Annotated in this window: 19 protein-coding genes; 8 read left to right on the top strand and 11 right to left on the bottom strand. The window is 60.7% G+C overall.

Going from position 1 to position 23174, the window contains the following annotated elements:
- Nucleotides 1-437: 437 nt before the first annotated feature.
- The 6 genes from ACYVIT_RS12345 to argC all read right to left on the bottom strand — a co-directional run bounded on the left by ACYVIT_RS12345 (nt 438) and on the right by argC (nt 6289).
- Nucleotides 438-902, bottom strand: a complete 465-nt coding sequence (locus tag ACYVIT_RS12345) for a disulfide bond formation protein B (protein WP_415809000.1) — start codon at nt 900-902, stop codon at nt 438-440.
- A gap of 88 nt (nt 903-990) precedes the next feature.
- Nucleotides 991-2514 (bottom strand): amidophosphoribosyltransferase, encoded by a 1524-nt coding sequence (gene purF, locus ACYVIT_RS12340; RefSeq protein WP_415809001.1) that lies wholly within the window; start codon nt 2512-2514, stop codon nt 991-993.
- Nucleotides 2515-2537: 23 nt separating this feature from the next.
- Complete coding sequence (locus tag ACYVIT_RS12335) at nt 2538-3026, bottom strand: CvpA family protein (RefSeq protein WP_415809002.1); 489 nt, start codon at nt 3024-3026, stop codon at nt 2538-2540.
- Nucleotides 3023-3853, bottom strand: coding sequence for an SPOR domain-containing protein (locus ACYVIT_RS12330; RefSeq protein ID WP_460478203.1), 831 nt, complete (start codon nt 3851-3853; stop codon nt 3023-3025). Before ACYVIT_RS12330 ends, ACYVIT_RS12335 begins: the two co-directional genes overlap by 4 nt.
- A gap of 53 nt (nt 3854-3906) precedes the next feature.
- Nucleotides 3907-5214 (bottom strand): bifunctional tetrahydrofolate synthase/dihydrofolate synthase, encoded by a 1308-nt coding sequence (gene folC / locus ACYVIT_RS12325; RefSeq protein ID WP_415809004.1) that lies wholly within the window; start codon nt 5212-5214, stop codon nt 3907-3909.
- Between the two features lie 112 nt (nt 5215-5326).
- Entirely contained in the window at nt 5327-6289 is a 963-nt protein-coding gene (argC, locus tag ACYVIT_RS12320; RefSeq protein ID WP_415809005.1) for an N-acetyl-gamma-glutamyl-phosphate reductase, read from the bottom strand.
- A 110-nt stretch (nt 6290-6399) separates the two neighbouring features.
- On the opposite strand from argC, the gene ACYVIT_RS12315 reads away from it, so the two are divergent.
- From ACYVIT_RS12315 to ACYVIT_RS12295, 5 genes are all read left to right on the top strand, one after another.
- Nucleotides 6400-7284, top strand: coding sequence for a LysR family transcriptional regulator (locus ACYVIT_RS12315; protein WP_415809006.1), 885 nt, complete (start codon nt 6400-6402; stop codon nt 7282-7284).
- A gap of 128 nt (nt 7285-7412) precedes the next feature.
- On the top strand, nt 7413-7832 hold the full coding sequence (locus tag ACYVIT_RS12310; RefSeq protein ID WP_415809007.1) for a cupin domain-containing protein: 420 nt from the start codon (nt 7413-7415) through the stop codon (nt 7830-7832).
- A gap of 79 nt (nt 7833-7911) precedes the next feature.
- The gene (locus tag ACYVIT_RS12305) at nt 7912-8883 is read left to right on the top strand and encodes a Bug family tripartite tricarboxylate transporter substrate binding protein (RefSeq protein WP_415809008.1); all 972 of its coding nucleotides are present in this window, start codon (nt 7912-7914) and stop codon (nt 8881-8883) included.
- 174 nt (nt 8884-9057) lie between these two features.
- Nucleotides 9058-10293, top strand: coding sequence for a CaiB/BaiF CoA transferase family protein (locus ACYVIT_RS12300; RefSeq protein ID WP_415809009.1), 1236 nt, complete (start codon nt 9058-9060; stop codon nt 10291-10293).
- Entirely contained in the window at nt 10293-11459 is a 1167-nt protein-coding gene (locus ACYVIT_RS12295) for an acyl-CoA dehydrogenase family protein (RefSeq protein WP_415809010.1), read from the top strand. The genes ACYVIT_RS12300 and ACYVIT_RS12295 overlap by 1 nt, the downstream gene beginning before the upstream one ends.
- A gap of 503 nt (nt 11460-11962) precedes the next feature.
- Here ACYVIT_RS12295 and ACYVIT_RS12290 read toward each other — a convergent pair.
- The 4 genes from ACYVIT_RS12290 to aceE are packed head-to-tail and all read right to left on the bottom strand — an operon-like array spanning nt 11963 to nt 18964.
- Nucleotides 11963-12697: an IclR family transcriptional regulator gene (locus ACYVIT_RS12290; RefSeq protein WP_415808977.1), complete on the bottom strand. Its 735-nt coding sequence runs from the start codon at nt 12695-12697 to the stop codon at nt 11963-11965.
- Between the two features lie 30 nt (nt 12698-12727).
- A complete protein-coding gene (gene lpdA / locus ACYVIT_RS12285; protein WP_415808976.1) occupies nt 12728-14551 on the bottom strand; it encodes a dihydrolipoyl dehydrogenase in 1824 nt (607 codons plus the stop codon).
- A gap of 9 nt (nt 14552-14560) precedes the next feature.
- Complete coding sequence (gene aceF, locus ACYVIT_RS12280) at nt 14561-16243, bottom strand: dihydrolipoyllysine-residue acetyltransferase (RefSeq protein WP_415808975.1); 1683 nt, start codon at nt 16241-16243, stop codon at nt 14561-14563.
- 12 nt (nt 16244-16255) lie between these two features.
- Entirely contained in the window at nt 16256-18964 is a 2709-nt protein-coding gene (gene aceE / locus ACYVIT_RS12275) for a pyruvate dehydrogenase (acetyl-transferring), homodimeric type (protein WP_415808974.1), read from the bottom strand.
- A 314-nt stretch (nt 18965-19278) separates the two neighbouring features.
- Here aceE and ACYVIT_RS12270 point away from each other — a divergent pair, with 314 nt between their 5' ends.
- From ACYVIT_RS12270 to folD, 3 genes are read left to right on the top strand one after another with little or no spacing between them, the layout of a single operon-like run.
- Nucleotides 19279-21033, top strand: coding sequence for a PAS domain-containing sensor histidine kinase (locus tag ACYVIT_RS12270; protein ID WP_415808973.1), 1755 nt, complete (start codon nt 19279-19281; stop codon nt 21031-21033).
- Entirely contained in the window at nt 21030-21656 is a 627-nt protein-coding gene (locus ACYVIT_RS12265; protein ID WP_094821538.1) for a response regulator transcription factor, read from the top strand. Before ACYVIT_RS12270 ends, ACYVIT_RS12265 begins: the two co-directional genes overlap by 4 nt.
- The gene (folD, locus tag ACYVIT_RS12260) at nt 21653-22537 is read left to right on the top strand and encodes a bifunctional methylenetetrahydrofolate dehydrogenase/methenyltetrahydrofolate cyclohydrolase FolD (RefSeq protein ID WP_415808972.1); all 885 of its coding nucleotides are present in this window, start codon (nt 21653-21655) and stop codon (nt 22535-22537) included. The genes ACYVIT_RS12265 and folD overlap by 4 nt, the downstream gene beginning before the upstream one ends.
- Before the next feature lie 64 nt (nt 22538-22601).
- Here the strand turns inward: folD and ACYVIT_RS12255 are convergent, their stop codons facing one another.
- On the bottom strand, nt 22602-23156 hold the full coding sequence (locus ACYVIT_RS12255; RefSeq protein ID WP_415808971.1) for a hypothetical protein: 555 nt from the start codon (nt 23154-23156) through the stop codon (nt 22602-22604).
- Nucleotides 23157-23174 lie beyond the last annotated feature (18 nt).

The following is a 23174-nucleotide window of genomic DNA, read 5'->3' as shown; positions in this document are numbered from 1 at the left end:
CGTGCGGCGATGATGCGTAGTTCATCTCTAGGTATAACGAACTCGTAGCTCGAGAGATCTTCTGCTTATCTCCAATGCCAAAGCCATGGCATGCAGATCACGAACGCTATTCATTGGCGCGCCCGTAGGCGCCAATGAATAGCGGCCCTGCAAGATCTTCATCCTTGCAAACGCCAGTTCCTACGAAGCCTAAGAAAACCACCCGTGCCAGCGACGAGGGAATCAGAGATGCTGCGAGTCGAGGCGGGGCAGTGACCGTGTTGGCGCGCCTCGTGGCCGAGCGAGTGGAAGTCGAAGGGAGGCCCGAAGGGGCCGTACGAGACGAACGAAGCGGTGTCGGCCGCGCAGGCGGCCGACCGGCCACGTGAAGCGCCAACACGGTCACTGCCCCGCCTCGACGTCCAATAGCACTCGATCCCCCGTCCTGCCCGATCCCTTTACCGCCGCAACATCGCCCACAAACTCGCCAACAACAACACCACAAACAAACTCAAGCTCCAGAGCGCATACTCCACCCCGAGCACTTCCACCATCGCATCCATGCAGCTGGCATAAATCCCGAACAGCCACGGCACCGCCCCATCCAACCCCGACGCACTCATGAACTGATCCGCGAACGTCTGATCGCAGGAAAACATATGCGCCGCCACATCATATTGATACCAAGCCGCAGCAATCCCGCCCGCGCTCAATATGGCCGCCAACCCCGCGCACAACCGGGCCAGCAGCCCCACATTGGCACCGATCAAGGCAATCACGCCGATAGTCAGATAGATCAAGCGCTGTAACACACACCATGCGCAAGGCGGCATGTCATACACATGCTGCGACACCAGGGCAACGCCCAACGCACCAAAGCAGAAAATGGCGATCAGCCATAACAGGCGACGAGAAGATTGCATGTAATTGGACCGAGGTAAAAAAACATGATGCCGGGCCATACCACTGCCCGGCATCGTTACAGAAAGGAAAGGCCGATCATGCGCCGTATCAGGCGTCGTTCGACGAGAATCCCATGTTGAACTGCAGCCCGCCGGTAGACTCATCGCCGTCTGAGTCGCCACGCGATTGGCCCAGACGCTCGAGGTATTCCGCCGTGATATCGCCGGTCACGTACTGACCGTCAAAGCAGGACGACTCAAAACGGGTCAGAGCCGGATTGATGTCCGTGACCGCGCGCTGCATATCGCTGAGATCCTGATAGATCAATCCGTCAGCGCCGATCGTACGCGCGATTTCCTCGTCAGAACGGCCCGTGGCGATCAGCTCGCTTTGCGTAGGCATATCGATGCCATACACGTTCGGGAAACGTACTGGAGGCGCAGCGGAAGCGAAGTAGACCTTGTTCGCGCCAGCGGCACGCGCCATATCGACGATTTCGCGGCTGGTCGTGCCACGCACGATGGAATCATCGACCAGCAGTACGTTCTTGCCCTTGAACTCACTGCCGATCGCATTGAGTTTCTGGCGCACGGATTTACGGCGCACCGCCTGGCCTGGCATGATGAACGTACGGCCCACGTAGCGGTTCTTGATCAGGCCTTCGCGATAGTCCAGCCCCAGACGTGCAGCCAACTGCATCGCCGCAGGACGCGACGAATCCGGAATCGGCATCACCACATCGATGTCGCCCAGACGCATATTGCGCGCCACCTTGTCGGCCAGATATTCACCCATGCGCAGACGGGCGTCATACACCGACACGCCATTGATCATCGAATCGGGACGTGCGAAATACACGTACTCGAAGATACAAGGAACGAGTTGCGGGTTGTCGGCACATTGGCGGCTAACCATGCGGCCATCCAGATCGACAAAAATCGCCTCGCCCGGCTCGACGTCGCGCACAAACGCAAAACCGCTGCCCTCGAGCGCGACGGATTCCGAAGCGACCATCCATTCCGCGCCCTCCTCGGTTTCCTGGCGGCCGATACACAGCGGGCGTATGCCATGCGGATCTCGGAATGCCAGCATGCCATAGCCGGAAATCTGGGCCACGACAGCATAAGCGCCACGCACCCGTTTGTGCACGGCCGATACCGCACGGAACAGCGTGTCGTCGTTGAGCGACACGCCCGTGGCGGCCGACTGCAGCTCATGCGCCAGCACGTTGAGCAGCACCTCGGAGTCGGAATTCGTATTGATATGGCGGCGGTCATCGCGATACAGCGACTCACGCAGCTCGCGCCAGTTGGTCAGATTGCCGTTATGGGCAAAAGTGATGCCGAACGGGGCGTTCACGTAGAACGGCTGGGCTTCTTCTTCGCTGGCGCTGGAGCCCGCCGTGGGGTAGCGCACATGACCGATACCGCTGGTACCGGGCAGCGACCGCATGTTGCGGGTGCGGAAGACATCCCGCACCAGGCCGTGGGCCTTGAACATGTTGAAGTGGCTGCCTTGGGACGACGTCGCAATACCTGCCGCGTCCTGGCCACGATGCTGCAGCAGCAGCAAACCGTCATAGAGCAGCTGGTTGACCGGCCCGCGCCCAATGACCCCGATGATTCCACACATGGTGATTTCCCGTTAAACGAAACTTAGTAGGGCAGCCACGTCGCCAACGACGGGGGCAACCACAACTTGATATGCCTGACGGCCTCGGTGGCCGAATGCGAAAACATGGCGTTCTGCCACCAGGGCTCTTGCGGCAACGGCGTATAGCCGCCCAACGCCACCAATACCAACACAAACAATAAACCTCGTGCCAGCCCGAACACCGCCCCCAGGCCGTGATCTGCCGGCGACAGGCCGGTCGTACGGATCAGGGCAGCCAATGTCATATTGAGCAGCCCTACCCCTAGCAACACCAAAATAAACACCGCCGCATACGCAATACCCATACGCAGCATGGGGGTCTCTATATAGGGTTCAATCCAGCCATATACAGAGGGGCCCCACCAGATCGCTGCCACGAAGGCCAACAGAAACGCCATCAAGGACAGGATTTCTTTCAGCAGGCCGCGTACCAACCCCAGCAGACCGGAGGCTGCCAGGATGGCCAACACGACGAAATCGAAACCGGTCACTGGCTGGCGATGAAGCCGTTGTCATAACCCAGCGTGCGCAGGCGTGCCTGAGCAGCCTGGGCTGCCTCGCGCGACGGGAACGGCCCCACGCGCAGGCGGTACGACTGTTTACCTCCAACGGAAGCTTGTTCGACAAAAGCGTTGGTAACACCGGCCTGATGCAGTTTGGTACGTCGCGACTGGGCATCCGCCTGGGCGCCATAGGACGCGATCTGCAAGACGAAATTGCCTTTGGCGGCGGGTTTGGGCGCGGCCGGCTTGGGTGCGGCTGGCGCGGGCGTATCCGACGGGGAACGGCCCTCCAGCAGCGCCAACGCCCGGGCGCCATCGTCGTCGCGCGGCTTGGGCGGCGTGACTGGCGGTTTGGTCGCCGGCGGCTTGGGCGGAGTCACTGCGGCAGGCGGCGTCTCGGGCCGCTGAGCGGTGGCAGGCGGCGGCGTCTCGGGTTGCGTAGACACGTCAGGCGGCGTAGGAACAGCAGGCGGCTCTACGGGAGGCGTCGCAGGCGGTGTGACCGCGGTGCCCTCTGGCGTGGTACCCGTGGCAGCATTGCCCGCATCGGCCACGGCCGGCGGCGAAACCTGCGGTTGGTAAGGGGTATTGCGATCCGGCAAGCGGATAGGAATATCGTCCGCCACCGGTACGGGCTCGGAGTCCAATACCATCGGCAGCACGATAACAGCTGCGAGCACCAGCGCGACGGCGCCGGCTAACCGCCGGCGCGCACGCCCACGGAGTTCTGCCGCCTGGGCTTCGCTCGATACCGACGGACGCGGTCTAGAGGGCGATGCCTGAGAGGCGGAGTCTTTGCGAGTGAAAAATCCCATGGGCAGGAATTCCTTGCGACCTGACCGGAGCCTGCGCCCCGACTGCCGAAACCTTAAATTTTGCGACCCAGTGCCTGCAAAACCGCGGCAACGGTGAGAAACGAGCCAAACACCACGATTCTATCACCCTCGCCTGCCCGCTCGCGGGCCGCGGCGAACGCTGCGGCGGGGTCAGCGTACGTTTGCACGGTAGGCCCGTCGGAACCGGCCGGAGCCGTCTCGATTGCAGACGAAACGTGCCTGGCCAAGTCGTCCCCGCTGCCTCCGCGCGGCCCTGGCAGCCCTGCACAGTACCAGTGATCGACACGGCCCAGCATTTTGGCCAGCACGCCGTCGACATCCTTGTCGTTGAGCATGCCCACGACTGCGTGGGTGTAGGGATGAAACCCCATGTTATCCAGATTTTGAGCCAGCACCGCTGCGGCGTGCGGGTTATGGGCCACATCCAGAATGATGGTGGGCTGGCCTGGCAAAATCTGGAACCGGCCGGGTACCGATGCCTGCAACAGACCGATACGGACGGCTTGCTGCGGTACAGGCAGGCGGTCACGTACCGATTCCAGCGCGGCGAGCGCGGCCGACGCATTCAGCAACTGGTTTGCGCCCCGCAATGCCGGATAGGCCAGGGCATTGCGGCGCTGGCTTCGGCCGCCATAGGCCCATTGCTGGCGATCTCCGGAATAGTTGAAGTCTTTACCGAACAGCCACAGATCGGTGCCGATCTCTGCCGCGTAGTCCAGCAACGACTGCGGCGGCTGCGGATCACTGCATATGGCCGGCCTGCCGCTGCGATAAATATGGGCCTTTTCCCAGCCGATTTTTTCGCGGGTGTCGCCCAGCCACTCGGTATGGTCCAGATCGACGCTGGTGATGATGGAGCAATCGGCGTCAATGATATTGACGGCATCCAGACGCCCCCCGAGGCCGACTTCCAGCACAATGGCATCGAGATTCGACTGTGCGAACAAGCGCAGGATCGCCAGCGTCGTGAACTCGAAATATGTCAGCGTAATCTCGCCGCGTGCCGCTTCGACTGCGGCAAACTGCTCAGTCAACGCGGTGTCGCTGGCAATCTCGCCGTTGATCCGGGCACGCTCATTGAAATCGATCAGGTGCGGCGAGGTGTACAAGCCCACCCGATAGCCGGCGGCCAGCAAGATAGCCTCGAGCATGGCACAGGTCGAACCCTTGCCATTGGTGCCGCCGACCACGAATTTGACGCCGTTCAACTGCAGCGCCAGGCGGTCCGCCACCTGCTTGACCCGGTCCAGCCCCAGATCGATAGCCTTGCTGTGAATGGACTCAAGGTACTGCAGCCACTGAGGCAACGGCGCGGCGGCGTCTAAACGGGGGGCAGACATGAAAATATTCGAAAAAGGCGAAGACGCGGCAGTGTAACAGCCGCGTCGATATACAGGGGCATAGGCCCTGTTGGCGTTGATGGATTCGGCGACCAACCGGCCCCGGCGAAAACTACGCCGCTTGCAGCATCAAATCCAGGTTCTGCACCGCTGCGCCCGAAGCGCCCTTACCCAGATTATCGAATACTGCTGTCAAGAGAATCTGGCCATGCTCGGGATTGGAGAAAACAGCGAGCTCCATATTGTTGCTGTCATTCAAACGCTGGGGGTCCAAGGCCTGCAACGCGGAAGACTCGGCCTGCGGCAACACACGCACGTATTGCGCGCCCGCGTAATGGCCGGCAAGGCAGGCCTGCACTATCCCGGCGTCCACCCCTGCCGGCAACAGGCGTTGTTGTAACGCAATGGTGAGCACGATCCCCTGGCGATAAGCCCCGTAAGCCGGGACAAAAACCGGCGGCAATGCCAGACCGGCATAACGTTGAATTTCCGGGACGTGTTTATGTTGCAGCGGCAAGCCATAGATCTGGAACGCGGGCAGGCTGCTGGACTGTTGGCTGGCGCTCCGTTGCTCACTGTGCGGATCGATGCCCTCGTACCGCTCAACAGCTGCGCGCCCACCGCCGGAATACCCCGATACGGCCTGAATGGCCAGCGGATAGTCAGACGGCAGCAAGCCCGCCGTCACCAAGGGCGATAGCAGCCCGACAGCGCCCGTGGGATAACAACCCGGATTCGTGACGCGCTTGGACTGCGCAATCAGACGCGATTGATCGGCACTCAACTCCGGAAATCCATACGTCCAGCCATCCTGGACACGATGAGCCGAACTGGCGTCGATGATGCGCACGTGGGGATTTTTGACCAGCGCCACCGCCTCGCGCGCTGCCGCGTCAGGCAGGCACAAAATGGCGATGTCGCAGGCGTTCAACGCCTCGGCGCGACGCTGCGGGTCCTTGCGATAAGCCGCCGGCAAAGTATCAATGACAATATCGTCGCGCCCCTGCAAGCGTGCATGGATCTGCAGGCCGGTTGTGCCTTGGTCGCCGTCAATAAAAACATGAGGAGTCGTCATCGCGATGATTCCGGTAAATGGTCGATGGCGTTATCGTGACTCGACTCGTAGAATTAGAAAAGTTGAATTTAATAATCTTCCTATTCAGAAATTCTGATCTATGAGGCGCCATGCGAGAAATCAACCTGGATCAACTGCGCACGCTCGTCACCATTGCGGACCAGGGCTCGTTCGCCAAGGCCGCGGCACTGCTGCACTTGGCGCCGCCTACCGTCAGTCTGCACATCAGCGAACTGGAACAGCGCGTGGGCGCGCAATTACTGTCTCGAACCAAAGGCCATGTACGCCCCACAGCCATCGGCGAAAGCCTGATCGATCATGCACGAAAGCTGTTGGCCGACGTGACACATGCCCTGGATGACGTGTCGCGTCAGGCCCAGGGACTGGCGGGCCGTGTCCGACTGGGTGCATCGACCGGCGTCATCGCTCATTTGCTGCCACGCGCCCTGGCGGCTTTGGCGCAATCGCATCCGGCGATTGATGTACAAATCGCAGTCCTGACCTCTCAACAAACCCTTGTCCAGTTGACCGACGGATCGCTCGATATTGGCATCGTCGCCCTACCTCAGGCCAAGGTTGCCGGCCTGACAATCCAGCCCTGGCGACGCGATCCGGTCGTGGCATTCCTGCCTGCGGCCTGGCGCGCGCCTGCTCATATCACCCCCCGCTGGATGGCCGAACGGCCGCTCATCCTGAACGACCCGGGCACGCATTTATCCAGATTGACCACACAATGGTTTGCCGACGTCGGCCTGCGGCCTGCTCCCCGCATCGCGTTGAACTACAACGATGCCATCAAGAGCCTCGTCGGTGCAGGGTATGGTGGGACATTGCTGCCTCACGAGGCGGGCGCGCCAGCGCCAGATGAACGCATTCTCATGCGGCCGTTGCGACCGGCATTGTGGCGGCAACTAGGGATTGCCTATCGCGAAAAGGTGAGCGAGCCTGCTACGCGGCATATGTTGGCGGCTTTATGGGATTTGCAGCAGCAGTGAAATCGGGCTGTTTGGTTAGCTGGTAGCCAGGGGCTGTTGGGCTAGCGAGTCTTTCCGGGAAAACCCCCTTGCTCGTGATTTCACATCTGTGAAATAATTTTCACACTCATAAAATTCATTTCCCTATCATGCCCCACACTCCCAGCTGGCTAGTCCGCGAATCCCAAGTCCCCGGCTACCACCCCGCCAACCACACTGGCACCCTCAACCGCCGCCTGATCGGCCCAGAAAACGTCGGAGCAAAGCACGTAGAAGTCCTGTTAGGCGTAATAGAAAAGGGCCAAGGCGCCCTGCCCCATGCCCACCCCGGCATCGAGCAAGTCTGTTATTTGCTCGAGGGCACCGCCCGCGCCCAAGTCGGTGACGAATCCGCCGACATGGTCGCCGGTGACTGTTGCTATTTCCCGCCCGATATCCCTCATGTTTTCACCGTCACCAGCGACACCCCCGTGCGCTTGCTGGTCATCTACTCGCCGCCCTACGAAGAATCTCCAGATCGCGTAATACGCGGTTTTGCTGCCCCCACGACAGGAAACACATCCAAGTAATGCCACCCGGCCCAGCGGCCACCGCAGGCAGAACCGCCATCACAGAGCCGCCGCCATCCACCAACCGGAGAGAGACCCCATGTTGTTACGCATCCTACGCGCCGCGGCGCTATGCAGCACCGCGCTTGCGTCCGTATTCACGTCCCCCGCCCAAGCCGCCTACCCCGAAAAACCGATCACGCTGATCGTGCCCTTTCCCGCAGGATCCGGCACCGACGCGGTAGGCCGTATCTTTGCCGCCGAACTGGGGCAGATACTGGGACAACAAGTGATCGTAGAAAACAAACCCGGCGCCAACGCCACCATCGCCGCACAGTACGTCGCACGTGCCAAGCCCGACGGCTACACCTTGTTCGTCACCACCAATACCTCGCACTCGGCCGCCCCGTTCTTGATGAAGAACGTCCCCTACGACCCGGTCAAGGATTTCACGCCGATTGCACGCGGGGGCAACTTGCCCTTTCTGCTGGTGACCAATCCCAAACAGCCCTACACCACCGTGAAGGAACTCGTCGATTACGCCCGCAAAAATCCGGGCAAAGTCACCTATGCCAGCGGCAACAGCACAGGCATCGTGGCGGGGGGCACCCTGGCGCACCGTGCCGGCATCGACATTCTGCACGTGCCTTACAAAGGGACGCCCCAGGCGCTGACCGATCTTGTCGGTGGCCAAGTCAACATCATGTTTACGGATCTGGCTTCGGGCCTGCCTTTTGTGCAATCCGGCCAACTGCGCGCCCTGGCTGTGTCCACGGCAGAGCGCAGCACTATCGTGCCAGACCTGCCCTCCATGCGTGAGGCCGGTGTGAACGATTTTGATTTGAACTCATGGAACGGCTATTTCGGCCCGGCAGGATTGCCGCCGGAGATCGTGACCAAACTCAATGCCGCTATCAACCAGATCGTCAACAAACCCGACGTGCGCAAACGTCTGGCAGATCTCGGCTTCGACGCGTTTAGCGGCACACCGGAGAGTTTTGCCGCCTTTGTCAGCGAACAACGCGACCTCTGGGGAAAACTGATTAAAGACGCAGGAATCCAGGCGCAATGATCGCGCTGTTTTTTCAGAGATGTGCTGATTGCGCCTCGCCCTCTGCACCCGCATTGTTGTGCGTTAACGAAGTGTGCAGCGCCAGCAAACCACAGAGATTCGAACACTATGCAGCATCATGACGCACCTGTCCGCAACGGGCCGACATCTGACATTGACACAGGTTCGCCTCCTGTGACCACCGGTCCGTTGTCCGGCGTACGCATTTTGGATTTGAGCTCAGTCGTGATGGGTCCGTATGCCACGCAGGTGTTGGGCGATCTGGGCGCAGACGTGATCAAAGTCGAATCTCCCGCTGGCGACAACATGCGGGCCGTCGGTCCCATGCGCAATGCTGGCATGGGACATCTGTACCTGCATTTGAATCGCAATAAGCGGTCCATCGTGCTGGACCTGAAAACCGAAGCGGGCCGCGAAGCGTGTCTAAAGCTGGCGGAGAGCTGCGATGCGCTGCTCTACAACATCCGGCCCCAAGCCATGGCAAGGCTAGGCCTATCGTACGAGGCCGTGTCCGCACGCAATCCTCGCCTGGTCTACATTGGCGCCTATGGTTTCAGCGAGGCCGGCCCCTATGCCGGTCGCCCTGCTTACGATGATTTGATCCAGGGACAAACAGGCATTGCGGATCTGTTTCGTCAGCAGAGTGGCGATGTCCCGCGCTATGCGCCATTGACGCTGGCAGATCGCGCCGTCGGCCTGCATGTGGCCATCGCGCTCGTGTCCGCCGTCCTGCATGCTCGTGCACAGGGCCAAGGCCAATCGGTTGAAATCCCCATGTTCGAAGGTATGGCCCACATGGTGCTGGGCGACCACCTCGGCGGCGCAACGTTCGAGCCGCCGCTGGGCTCTACCGGCTATGCCCGGCTGCTGGCCGCGCACCGGCGTCCCTATGCGACCGCAGATGGTTATCTATGCCTGCTGATTTACAACGACAAACATTGGCGAAATTTCTTTGCGCTGATCGGCCGGCCCGAGCTGGAACAAGATCCACGTTTCAGCAGCCACACTGCCCGCGCTCGTCACATTGATGAGGCGTATGCCTTTGTGGCCGACATCATGCGTACACGCAGCAGCGCTGAATGGCTCGCTGACTTGACGCAAGCAGACATTCCTGCCGCGCACCTCTATTCGGTTGATGACCTGATCCACGACGCACATCTGCAGAGCACCGGTTTCGTTCATGAGATGGATCACCCCACCGAGGGCCGATTGCGTACGACCGCGCCGCTGGGACGCTACGAACGCACCCCGACTACCATTCGCCGGCCCGCGCCGCGATTGGGGGAACACAGCCAGGAGATACTGCGCGAAGCCGGTTGCACCGATGCGGAAATCGACGCACTCATTGCCGCTCGGGCGACACAGGAGATCACCGCTCATGATGCTGCACCTCAGAAAGGAATTTCGTAATGGACTTTGAATTTTCATCCGATCAACTGGCGTTGCGCGATGCGATCGAACGCGTCTGTGAGCGTTATCCCAATGAATACTGGCTCGAACGCGATCGTGATGGCGGTTTTCCTCATGACTTTCATGCGGATCTGGCACGCGATGGCTGGTTAGGGATTGCCATGCCGCAAGCGTATGGAGGCGCGGGATTAGGCATGACAGAAGCCGCGCTGATGATGCAAACCATCGCTGCCTCCGGCGCGGGTTTCGCTGGCGCGTCGGCCGTGCACATGAATATCTTTGGTTTGAATCCCGTGGTCGTATTTGGCTCCGACGAGCAACGCCAGCGTTGGCTTGACCCGCTGATCGCCGGCCGCGAAAAGGCCTGCTTCGCCGTCACCGAGCCCGATGCAGGTCTGGATACCACCAAACTTTCCACACGTGCGGAACGCCATGGTGATGAGTACATCGTCCATGGCCGCAAAATCTGGATCTCGACCGCACAAGTCGCTCACAAAATGTTGCTGCTGGCGCGCACAACCCCGCTGGTCGACGTCGCCAAGCCCACCCAGGGCCTCTCACTGTTCTACACCGACCTGGATCGCAGCAAAATCGAAGTCCGAGAAATCGACAAAATGGGCCGCAAAGCCGTCGACTCCAACATGCTGTTCATCGACGGCCTGCGCATCCCTGTTGCCGACCGCATCGGTGAAGAAGGCCGAGGCTTTGAATACATCCTGCACGGCCTGAACCCCGAACGCATCCTCATCGCCGCCGAAGCCGTCGGCATAGGCCGCGCCGCCCTCGATCGCGCCGTGCAGTACGCAGGTGAACGCACAGTATTCGGACGTCCCATCGGCCAGAACCAGGGCATTCAACACCCCTTGGCCCAGGCATGGATGCAACTGGAAGCGGCCAATTTAATGGTCTTCAAAGCCGCCAGCATGTACGACGCGGGCTTGGCCTGCGGCCCCTATGCGAATACGGCCAAGTATCTCGCCGCAGAGGCGGGACATAACGCTTGCCAGACAGCCGTCCTCACCTTAGGGGGTATGGGCTACGCCAAGGAATATCACGTTGAACGTTTATTGCGAGAGAGCTATATCCCGCGCATTGCCCCCGTCAGTCCGCAATTGATCATGTGCTTCATTGCAGAGAAGGTGCTGGGTTTGCCGAAGTCGTATTGAATCGGCGCGGGGGCTGGTGCTGGGAATCAGGGAGTGCTTACAGGCGCCATGCGGCGCGCAGGTATGCAACAGACGAGTCTCCAAAGAGACCTCTACGCATCATCATCGCCAGCCTTAATCGCAACCAAGCAGATCTTCCAACAGGCACCACGCCACCCCTCCCGCATGCCCGGCCCGATCGCTTGAGGTGGACGCGCAGGGCGTCCCCCGAAAGCAGCACCGCAAGACCTTTCTCTCTTCCCAGGCGCTGCAAAAAAAACGCCAAGCACAAAAGTCGTGCCAGCGATGCAGAGAATTCTAATTGCTGCCAGTCGAGCCGAGGCAATCGGCCCGGCCGGGCGCCTCAAAGTCGAGCCAGCAGCCACCGTAGGGAGCGCGAAGGCGCGGACGAGGTGAGCGACGCGGTGTCCGGCGCCCGCGCGCCGGACCGACTTTGTGAAGCCCGGCCGGGCCGATTGCCTCGGCTCGACGACCAAAAGAAAACCTCACCGCACGCAAAAAAACTACCCCTGCTCCAACCCCGTACAAGCCGCCCTCAATATCCGAGCACACTCCTCCTGCCGAGGCTCCAACCGATAAACCGGCCCCCCCACAGAAATCGCATACGTCTCCCCCGACAACGTCACCGGCCAAGCCAGCGCACACACATCGGGAATCGACTCACCGAGGTTCATGAACCACCCCCGCTCCCGCGACAACTCCAGATCCGCATCAACCGCATCAACGGACGTCAACGTACGCTCGTTATAGCGAGTCAGAGCATAGCTATTGAGCAACGCATGGCGAGCCTTCGTATCCAGGACAGACAACAACGCCTTGCCAAGAGAGTTCGCATGTACCTCGCGAAACTCCCCGGCTACCGGGGCATAGCGAATGGTGTGCGGAGAATCCAGCACATCCAGATAGACAACCTTGCCCTCGCCGGTGAGTTTCCCGAACACAATCGTTTCCTGCGTCGCATCGCGCAGTTCGATCAAGCTGGGATAAACACGATCCAGAACCGGATCGGACGCGGCGATGCGTTGCGCCATCGCCAGCAACCGACCCGTAGGGTAATAACCCTGCCGTCGCCCTGTCTCGTACAGATAGCCAAGATCGGCCAAGGTACGAATCAGCGCCAGACAGCTGGAGACCGGCACACCCAATAGGCGCGCCAGCTCCGACAAGGGCAACGCGCGCCGCTCGCGAGCATAGGTTTCTATGATCTCGATGACGCGCAGCGCTGTCTTGACGCTCATGGGCTGGGCAAACAGATGTTTAAGAAAGGATTACTTCTTGCGCATCGGAGGCAAATCCGTGCACACGCCTTCCGCGACTTCAGCCGCCATGCCGACAGACTCGCCCAACGTCGGATGCGGGTGGATGGTCTTGGCAATATCGACCATATCCGCGCCCATTTCGATCGCCAAAGCGATCTCGCTGATCAAATCGCCCGCATGCGTGCCGACAATGCCGCCACCCAGAATGCGGTGCGTTTCGGCATCGAACAGCAGCTTGGTAAAGCCCTCGTCGCGGCCGTTCGCAATCGCGCGGCCCGACGCTGCCCAGGGGAACAGACCCTTTTCGACCTTGATACCCTGTTTCTTGGCCTCGTCCTCGGTCAAGCCCACCCACGCGACTTCCGGATCGGTATAGGCTACCGACGGGATCACGCGCGCGTCGAAGAACGACTTTTGACCAGCAGCTGCTTCTGCAGCCACATGGCCTTCATGCACGGCCTTGTGCGCCAACATGGGCTGGCCCACGATGTCGCCGATCGCGTAAATGTGCGGCACGTTGGTGCGCATTTGACGATCGACTTCGATAAAGCCGCGGTCCGTCACGGCAACACCAGCCTTGTCGGCGGCGATTTTCTTGCCGTTCGGGCTGCGGCCCACGGCCTGCAACACCAAGTCGTAACGTTGCGGTTCTTTCGGTGCGCCCTCGCCTTCGAAGCTGACGTAGATACCGTCTTTTTTCGCTTCGGCGCCGACGGTCTTGGTCTTGAGCATGATGTTGTCAAAACGCTCGGCGTTCATTTTCTGCCAGACCTTGACCAGATCACGATCCGCACCTTGCATCAGGCCGTCGAGCATTTCCACGACGTCCAGACGCGCGCCCAACGTGGAATACACCGTACCCATTTCCAGGCCGATGATCCCGCCGCCGATGATGAGCATCTTTTTCGGAATCTCGCGCAGTTCCAATGCCCCGGTCGAGTCGACGATACGCTCGTCGTCGGGCAGGAACGGCAGTTTCACCGATTGGCTGCCCGCCGCAATAATGGCGTTCTTGAAACGGACGGTTTGTGTCTTGCCGTCAGCGCTCTTGACGGACAAGTGATGCGGATCGGCAAACTCGCCGACACCCGTGACCACCTTGACCTTGCGTGCCTTGGCCATGCCGGCCAGGCCGCCCGTCAGCTTTGCCACCACGCTGTCTTTGTAGCCGCGCAGCTTGTCCAGATCGATCTTGGGCTCGCCAAAACTGATCCCGTGGGCCGCCAGTGCACGCGCTTCGTCGATGACGGCTGCGTTGTGCAACAGCGCCTTGGATGGAATGCAGCCTACGTTCAGGCAGACACCGCCCAACGTCTCGTAACGCTCGACCAGCACAACGGACAGGCCCAGGTCTGCCGCACGGAAAGCCGCCGAATAGCCGCCGGGGCCTGCGCCCAGGACCAGCATGTCGCATTCCAGATCTGCGGAGCCGCTATACGACGCCGCCGCCGGTGCCGGAGCTTTATCGGCCGGCGCCGCCGCCGGTGCAGGCGCAGACGAGGCCTGCGGTGCATTGCCACCCGCTTTCGCCTCGGCCGGAGCATTACCGCCCGCCGGCGCGGCGGCTTTGCCCGCGTCCGCCGACGCTGCCTCGGCAGCCTCGACCTGCAGGATCACCGTGCCCTCGGCAACCTTGTCGCCAACCTTGACCTGCACGGATTTCACCACGCCGCCTGCGGACGCGGGGATTTCCATGGATGCCTTGTCGGATTCGACCGTGATCAGGCTTTGTTCTGCCTTGATCGTGTCGCCCGCAGCAACCAGCACCTCGATGACTTCGACTTCCTTGAAGTCACCGATGTCGGGTACCTTGATATCAACCAGTGTGCTCATGAGGCCCCCTTACAGCAAGATGCGGCGGAAGTCGGCCAGCAACTGACCCAGGTACGCGTTGAAACGCGCGGCAGCAGCGCCGTCGATGACACGATGGTCGTAGGACAGCGACAGCGGCATCGTCAGGCGCGGCACAAACTGCTTGCCGTCCCAGACAGGCTTTTGCGCCGAACGCGACACACCGAGGATAGCCACTTCCGGTGCATTGATGATGGGCGTGAAGTGCGTACCGCCGATCCCGCCCAGCGACGAAATCGAGAAGCAACCGCCCTGCATTTCCGCAGGAGAGATCTTGCCTTCGCGGGCCTTCTTGGACAGTTCGCCCATTTCCTTGGCGATGTCGATGATGCCTTTCTTGTCCGCATCGCGGATGACCGGCACGACCAAACCGTTGGGCGTGTCGGCAGCAAAACCGATATGGAAGTATTGCTTGTAGATCAGTTGATCGCCATCAAGCGACGCATTGAACTCGGGGAATTTCTTCAGTGCGGAAACAACGGCCTTGATCAGGAACGCCAGCATGGTGACTTTGACACCGGCTTTTTCGTTCTCTTTGTTCAAGGTCACACGGAAAGCTTCCAGGTCGGTGATGTCCGCTTCGTCATTGTTGGTGACGTGCGGGATCATGACCCAGTTGCGATGCAGGTTCGCACCCGAGATTTTCTTGATGCGCGACAGCGGCTTGGCGTCGATCGGACCGAACTTGGTGAAGTCGATCTTCGGCCACGGCAAGAGGCCCAGCGCCGCGCCATCGGCGCCGCCCGAGGCAGCCGCCGCCGGTGCTGCCAGCGCTTGCTTCACAAAGGCGCGCACGTCGTCGGCCGTGATGCGGTCTTTCGGGCCAGAGCCTTTGACCTTGCTCAGGTTGACACCCAACTCGCGTGCGAACTTGCGCACCGACGGCGATGCATGCGGCAATTGACCAGGCTTCAGACCGGGATCTTCGAGCGAGGCAGCAGGCGCGGGCTTGGCGGCCGGCGCCTCAGGTGCTGCGGCAGGAGCGGGGCTGCTGGCAGCCGGTGCTGTTGCCGCGGCTGCGGGTTGCGCGCTGGGCTGTGCCGAAGCGGCAGCGGGTGCCGCGCTGGCGCCGCCCTCGACCACCACGATCACGGTGCCCTTGGATACCTTATCGCCTACCTTGGCCTTGATTTCCTTGACCACACCGCCTGCGGATGCCGGGATTTCCATCGAGGCCTTGTCGGACTCGACGGTAATCAGGCTTTGCTCGGCCTTGATGGTGTCGCCCACGGCGACCATGACTTCGATGACTTCGACTTCTTTGAAATCACCGATATCGGGTACCGCGATTTCCACGGGGCCACTGCCTTGCTGGCTTTGCTCGGCCGGGGCAGCGGGCGCCTTGGCAGCAGCGGCAGGCTCAGCAGCGGCAGCCTTTGCCGGCGCCGATTCCGCCGCAGGTGCGGCAGCGGGTGCGGCCTCAGCCGCCGCTTCGCCCGCCTCGATTTCCAGGATAACGGTGCCTTCGGCGACCTTGTCGCCGACTTTGACCTTGACGGACTTCACGACGCCACCGGCCGACGCCGGGATTTCCATCGATGCCTTGTCGGACTCGACGGTGATCAGGCTTTGCTCGGCCTTGATCGTGTCACCCGCCGCGACCAGCACTTCGATGACTTCGACTTCTTTGAAATCACCGATGTCGGGTACCTTGATTTCCACGAGTTTGCTCATGTCTGTTTACCTTCAAGCGTGGTGCGGGTTGGCTTTTTCCGGGTTGATGCCGTATTTCTTGATGGCCTCGGCGACCTTGCCGGCGGGGACCTTGCCCTCGTCGGCCAGCGCGCGCAATGCGGCCAACACCACGAAATGGCGATCGACTTCGAAGTGCTCGCGCAGCTTGTAGCGGAAATCCGAACGGCCGAAACCGTCGGTGCCCAGTACACGGTACGTGCGGTCCTTGGGCACAAACGGACGGATCTGATCGGCGAACAACTTCATGTAGTCGGTCGACGCGATGATCGGGCCTTCGGTCTTTTCGAGTTGCTGCGTGACGTAGGGCACCTGCGGTTTTTTCTGTTCCGGGTGCAGCAGGTTGTGGCGATCGGCATCCAGGCCATCGCGGCGCAGCTCGGTAAAGCTGGTCACGCTCCACAGATCCGAGGCGACGCCCCAGTCGGCTTCGAGCAATTCCTGAGCCGCCATGACTTCGCGCAGGATGGTGCCGGAGCCCATCAGTTGCACGCGGGTCTTGCCCTTGCCGTGCGACTTGAGCTTGTACATCCCCTTGATGATGCCTTCCTCGTCGCCCTTGGTCAGACCGGGCTGCGGGTAGTTTTCGTTCATCACCGTCAGGTAGTAGTACACGTTCTCCTGGTCTTCGACCATGCGCTTCAGACCGTGCTGGATGATCACAGCCAGCTCGTGACCGAACGTCGGGTCGTACGACACGCAATTCGGAATGGTCGAGGCCAGCAGGTGGCTGTGACCGTCTTCGTGCTGCAAGCCCTCGCCATTCAACGTGGTACGGCCTGCCGTGCCGCCCAGCAAGAAGCCGCGCGCCTGCATATCACCCGCTGCCCAGGCCAGATCGCCAATGCGCTGGAAGCCGAACATCGAGTAATAGATGTAGAACGGCACCATGATGCGGTTGTTCGTCGAATACGACGTGGCCGCCGCAATCCACGAGCTCATCGCGCCGGCTTCGTTGATGCCTTCCTGCAGCAGTTGGCCGTCGGCGGATTCTTTGTAGTACATGACCTGGTCTTTATCGACCGGCACGTACTTCTGCCCTTCCGGTGCATAGATGCCGATCTGGCGGAACAGGCCTTCCATACCGAAAGTCCGCGATTCGTCCGCCAGGATAGGCACGACGCGCGAGCCCAGGTCTTTGTCGCGCAGGATCTGATTCAACACACGCACAAAAGCCTGCGTCGTCGAGATCTCGCGGCCTTCGGCGGTGGGTTCCAACACCGCCTTGAATGCCTCCAGCGCGGGGGCCTTGAGCTGCTCGTCGGCCTTGGCGCGGCGCTTGGGCAGATAGCCGCCCAGCGCCTTGCGGCGTTCGTGCAGATATTTCATTTCCGGCGAATCTTCGGCCGGCTTGAAATAAGGCAGTTTCTCGAGCTGATCGTCGGGAATCGGGATCGCGAAACGATCGCGGAATTCGCGGATCGACTCGAGCTCGAGTTTCTTTTGCTGGTGAGTCGGGTTCTTGGCCTGGCCCACCTGGCCCATGCCGTAGCCCTTGATGGTCTTGGCCAGGATGACGGTCGGTTGACCGGTATGCGTGCTGGCCGCCTTGAAGGCCGCGTAGACCTTGTGCGGATCGTGGCCGCCGCGGTTCAGGCGCCAGATGTCCTCGTCGCTCATGCGCGAGACGGCTTCCAGCAGTTTCGGATGCTTGCCAAAGAAATGTTCGCGCACGAACTTGCCGTCGTTGGCCTTGTACGCCTGGTACTCGCCATCGACGGTTTCTTCCATGATCTTGCGCAGGATGCCTTCTTTGTCGTGCGCCAGGAGCGGATCCCAGTAGCCGCCCCAGATCAGTTTGATCACATTCCAGCCCGATCCGCGGAAGTCGCCTTCGAGCTCCTGGATGATCTTGCCATTACCGCGCACCGGTCCGTCCAGACGCTGCAGGTTGCAGTTGATGACGAAGATCAGGTTGTCGAGCTTTTCGCGAGCGGCCAGCGCGATCGCGCCCAGCGACTCGGGTTCGTCCATTTCGCCGTCGCCGCAGAATACCCAGACCTTGCGCTGGCTCGTGTCGGCCAGGCCGCGGGCATGCAGGTATTTCAGGAAGCGGGCTTGGTAGATCGCCATCAGCGGGCCCAGGCCCATCGACACCGTCGGGAACTGCCAGAAATCCGGCATCAGCTTGGGGTGCGGATACGACGACAGGCCCTTGCCATCGACTTCCTGGCGGAAATGGTTCAGCTGTTCTTCGGTCAAGCGGCCTTCGAGGTAGGCGCGACCGTACATGCCGGGCGAAGTGTGGCCCTGGAAATACACCAGGTCGCCGCCATGGCTTTCGTCTTCGGCATGCCAGAAATGGTTTTGCCCGCAGCCGATCATGGTGGCCAGCGAGGCAAACGAGGCGATGTGGCCGCCCAGATCGCCGCCATCGGGCGGGTTATGCTTGTTGGCCTTGACCACCATGGCCATGGCGTTCCAGCGCACATAGGAGCGAATACGCGATTCCAGCTCCAGGTTGCCGGGATGAGCCGGCTCGAGTCCAGGCGGAATGGTGTTGACGTAGGCCGTGTTGGGCGAAAATGGGATATGCGCCCCCGAACGACGGGCCTCGTCAATCAGGCGTTCCAGCAGGTAATGGGCACGCTCGGGACCTTCGCGGTCGAGCACGGCAGCCAGGGCTTCAAGCCACTCTTGGGTTTCTAGAGTGTCTTCGTCGTTGGCGGCCGATAGCGCGCTAGCCTGGGCATTAGAGGACATCGTATGTCTCCTGTGGGAGTTCTGAGCAGGCCCGCTCCAACGTAATGGATCGGGCAATCCAAAGGGGTCCGGCTCCTGGCCGGGGCGTGTTTTGCCGCCTGAACGGTCAATGCTATCGCGTCAGGCAGCAAGTACGAAACGCGAAGATTAACCTGTCCGCGTGAAAATTTCATGTTGCGGTACGGAATTTCATAATATGAAATATTGACAGATTCCTGAATTTATTTTCCCCATCATGACAAACTCCAACGCCCTGCTCTGCGCACACACGCGCAACACGCTCTAAAATGCCGGGTCTATCTGTGCCGACTGTCATGTCCAGCCCTTACAAATCCAGCATTCCCAACTCGTTTCACGACCACGCTCGCAAACGCCGGCGGGGCGTGTACTGGGTCACGCCAGCGGTGGTGTTGATCCTGTATCTGTGCGTAATGGGTGCGTTTTTCTGGCTGCAGCGTCTGCACGACGACAGCGTCATGTTCGTGACCATCGACCAGGAGGTCCGCCAACAGCGTCTGATCTGGGTCGTGCTGGCACTGTCGTGTGTGATCATCATCAGCTTGCTGATGCTGTGGCGTTACACCCGTTTCCGCTCGACCGCCGAGGCCGCCTTGATCGCCGAGACCGGATTCCGCCGTGCCATGGAAAACTCCATGTCCACGGGGATGCGCGTGCTCGACATGGAGGGGCGCATCGCCTATGTCAATCCGGCGTTCTGCCGCATGATCGGCTGGAACGAGGCGGATCTCATCGGACGCAGCCCTCCTTTCCCCTACTGGGTGCCGGGCCGGCACGAGCAGCACCAGCACACACTCGACGTGCTGACCTCGGGCAAGACCCCCAGCAGCGGACTTGAAATCGAGGCCCAGCGCCGCGACGGCTCGCGCTTTACCGCGCGGATGTATGTGTCGCCCCTGCTCGACCCCAACGGCACGCAGATCGGCTGGATGACCTCGATGACGGACATCACCGAGCCCAAACGCATTCGCGAGGCCCTGACTGCCGCGCATGAGCGTTTCATGACCGTGCTCGAAGGGCTCGACGACGCGATTTCCGTGACTGCCGACACCCATGACGGCCTGGAACTGCTGTTCGCCAACCGCACCTACCGCCGCGTGTTCGGGGCGCAGACTGGCGGCCACAACGAACTGCTGGCGCGACGCCGCGGCCGGTTCACCGATGAGGCGATCGAGATCTTTGCCCCCTCGGTACAGCGCTGGTTCGAGGTACACCACCGTATGTTGGCCTGGACCGACGGCCGCCGCGTACGCATGCAGGTCGCGCGCGACATCACCGAGCGCCGGGACCACGAAGAAGCCTCGCGCATCCAGCAAGAAAAGATCCAGCTCACCAGCCGCCTGACCACCATGGGCGAAATGGCTTCGTCCTTGGCTCACGAGCTGAATCAGCCTCTGACTGCCATCGCAAACTACAGCATGGGCGCGGTCGCATTGGTCAAAGCCGGCCACACCAGCCCGACCATGCTGCTGCCCGCACTGGAAAAAGCCGCCTCGCAAGCCGAACGCGCCGGCAAGATCATCAGCCGCATCCGCGAATTCGTAAAACGCAGCGAGCCGCGCCGCCAGCGCGTGCCGATCAGCCGCATCGTTGACAATGCCATCGGTTTTGCCGACATCGACGCACGCAAACGCCGCATCCGCATTGATTCGTTCGTGCCGTCCAATGCGCCAGACGTGCTGGCCGACCCGATTCTGATCGAACAGGTGTTGCTCAATCTGCTGAAAAATGGCCTCGAGGCCATGGACAAGAGCGATTCCGACGAGCTCAAGGTCGCAGTCATCCCTCACGAACAGCACATCGAAGTCGCTGTCGTCGACCGTGGTCACGGCCTGACGGATCCCGAGCGCCTGTTCGAGCCTTTCTTCAGCACCAAGACCCAGGGCCTGGGCATGGGTCTGAATATCTGCCGTACCATTATTGAATCGCACCACGGCCGTCTCTGGGCGGATCCGAATCCCGCCGGCGGTACGATTTTTCGATTTACACTGCCCTGCGCCGCGCCTGAAAAACCGGCACAGAACGATCAGCCCGAGGAGTTACACGCATGAACACCCCCCCCCAGTCGAGCACGGTATTCATTGTCGATGACGACGAAGCGGTACGCGATTCATTGCGCTGGCTGCTCGAAGCCAACGGTTATCGCGTGCGCGCTTTCGCCAGCGGTGAGACCTTTCTCGAGGAATATGATCCCAGCCAGATCGGCGTCTTGATCGCCGACGTGCGTATGCCCGGCATGAGCGGCCTCGAGCTGCAAGAGCAACTGCTGGCCCGCAACGCCCCGCTACCCATCGTGTTCATCACCGGTCACGGCGATGTCCCCATGGCAGTATCCACGATGAAAAAAGGCGCAGTCGATTTTCTGGAAAAGCCTTTCAATGAATCGGACCTGCGCGAGATCGTGGCCCGCATGCTCGAGCAAGCGACCCAGCGCATCAGCCAGTTCCAGGCCCAAAAAGACCACGAAGCCATGCTGGCCCGTCTGACCGCGCGCGAGCAGCAGGTATTGGAACGCATCGTCGCCGGCCGCCTGAACAAGCAAATCGCCGACGATCTCGGCATCAGCATCAAAACGGTGGAAGCGCATCGCGCCAACATCATGGAAAAACTGGAAGTCACCACTGTCGCCGACCTGATGAAAGTCGCGCTGGCAAAACCCGAGGCACACGCATGACCCTGCAGGACCCTTCTACACCCGCCGTCCAAGGCGCACGCATCATCGACGGCACCGCCCTGTCGCAACGCATCCGCGAAGAAGTCGCACAACGTGTGCAAACCCTCGCTGCCAAGGGCATCCGTCCCGGTCTGGCCGTCGTATTGGTCGGCGAAGACCCCGCCTCGCAGGTCTATGTACGCAACAAGGTCGCTGCTTGTGAAAAGGCCGGCCTGCATTCGATCAAAGAGCAATATCCTGCCGACATGACCGAGGCCGAGCTGCTGGCTCGCATCGACGCACTGAACCGCGATCCGTCCATTCACGGCATTCTGGTGCAGTTGCCGCTGCCGCCGCACATGGACAGCCACAAGGTCATCGAAGCGATCTCCGCCGAAAAGGACGTAGACGGCTTTCACATCAGCAATGCCGGTCTGCTGATGACAGGCCAGCCTCTGTTCCGCCCTTGCACCCCCTACGGCGTGATGAAGATGCTGGAATCCGAGGGTGTCACCCTGCGTGGCGCCGAGGCTGTCATCGTGGGGGCCAGCAACATCGTGGGCAAGCCCATGGCCATGTTGCTGCTGCAAGCCGGCGCCACCATCACGATCTGCAACTCGAAAACCCGTGACCTGGCCGCGCAAACGCGCCGTGCCGATGTACTGGTGGTTGCGACGGGCAAGCCGGGCATGATCACCGGCAGCATGATCAAGCCGGGTGCGGTCGTCATCGACGTCGGCATCAATCGTGGCGCTGACGGCAAACTCTGCGGCGATGTCGATTTTGCGTCGGCCCGCGAAGTCGCTGGCGCAATCACGCCGGTGCCGGGGGGAGTTGGCCCCATGACCATTGCGATGTTGCTGGTGAATACCGTCGAGGCGGCCGAGCGCGCGGCAGCGTAATACGTGACAACGATGCCAGGGACCATCAAACATCCGTGGCATCGTTGACTACCGCATCAAGTTCCTATCGAAACCGGAACCATAACGCCCACAGCATGAACACGCCGCCCATCATGAACAGGGCCTGATATCCCCTGACGATGGGTCGCTGATGGCGCAAGAACCCTCGCACGGGCTGGCGATCCAGATTGGCGGCATTATGCGTGGTGTGAAATTTGGCCATTGAGCTCACACCCTTTTGCGCCAATGCCGCAAAAAAATTGAGCAGAAAAATCATCAAGATCGCCATATATAGCTTGACGCCCAACAGCAGCGCTGCGGCCAAGTCCGGGGAACCCTGCTGCCCTGAAAACTTGATGCTCTGACCATGTTTCGTCAGCAGGATCGCCGCCGCACTCAGCACGACATGCACCGCCAGCACCATTAAAAAATGCATAGCCACCGTTTTGAACGGTTTTCTCAGCGTAACACCAAAGAAATAGGCCAATAACAAAACCAAAGACGCCCCCCACATCAGCGTCTTCAAAAGAATATCCATCATCCCAATCGCCTCTGAACTGCGATAAGCTGCGCAGCACGGAGGGCATTTTATCGCCGGAAGGTCCCCCCGCAGGGTCACCCTTGTTTTCCGTGCAAA

Source organism: Bordetella muralis (assembly GCF_054781015.1).
Note: the sequence above shows the minus strand (reverse complement) of the source record. Positions and strands in the feature narration are given on the sequence as shown.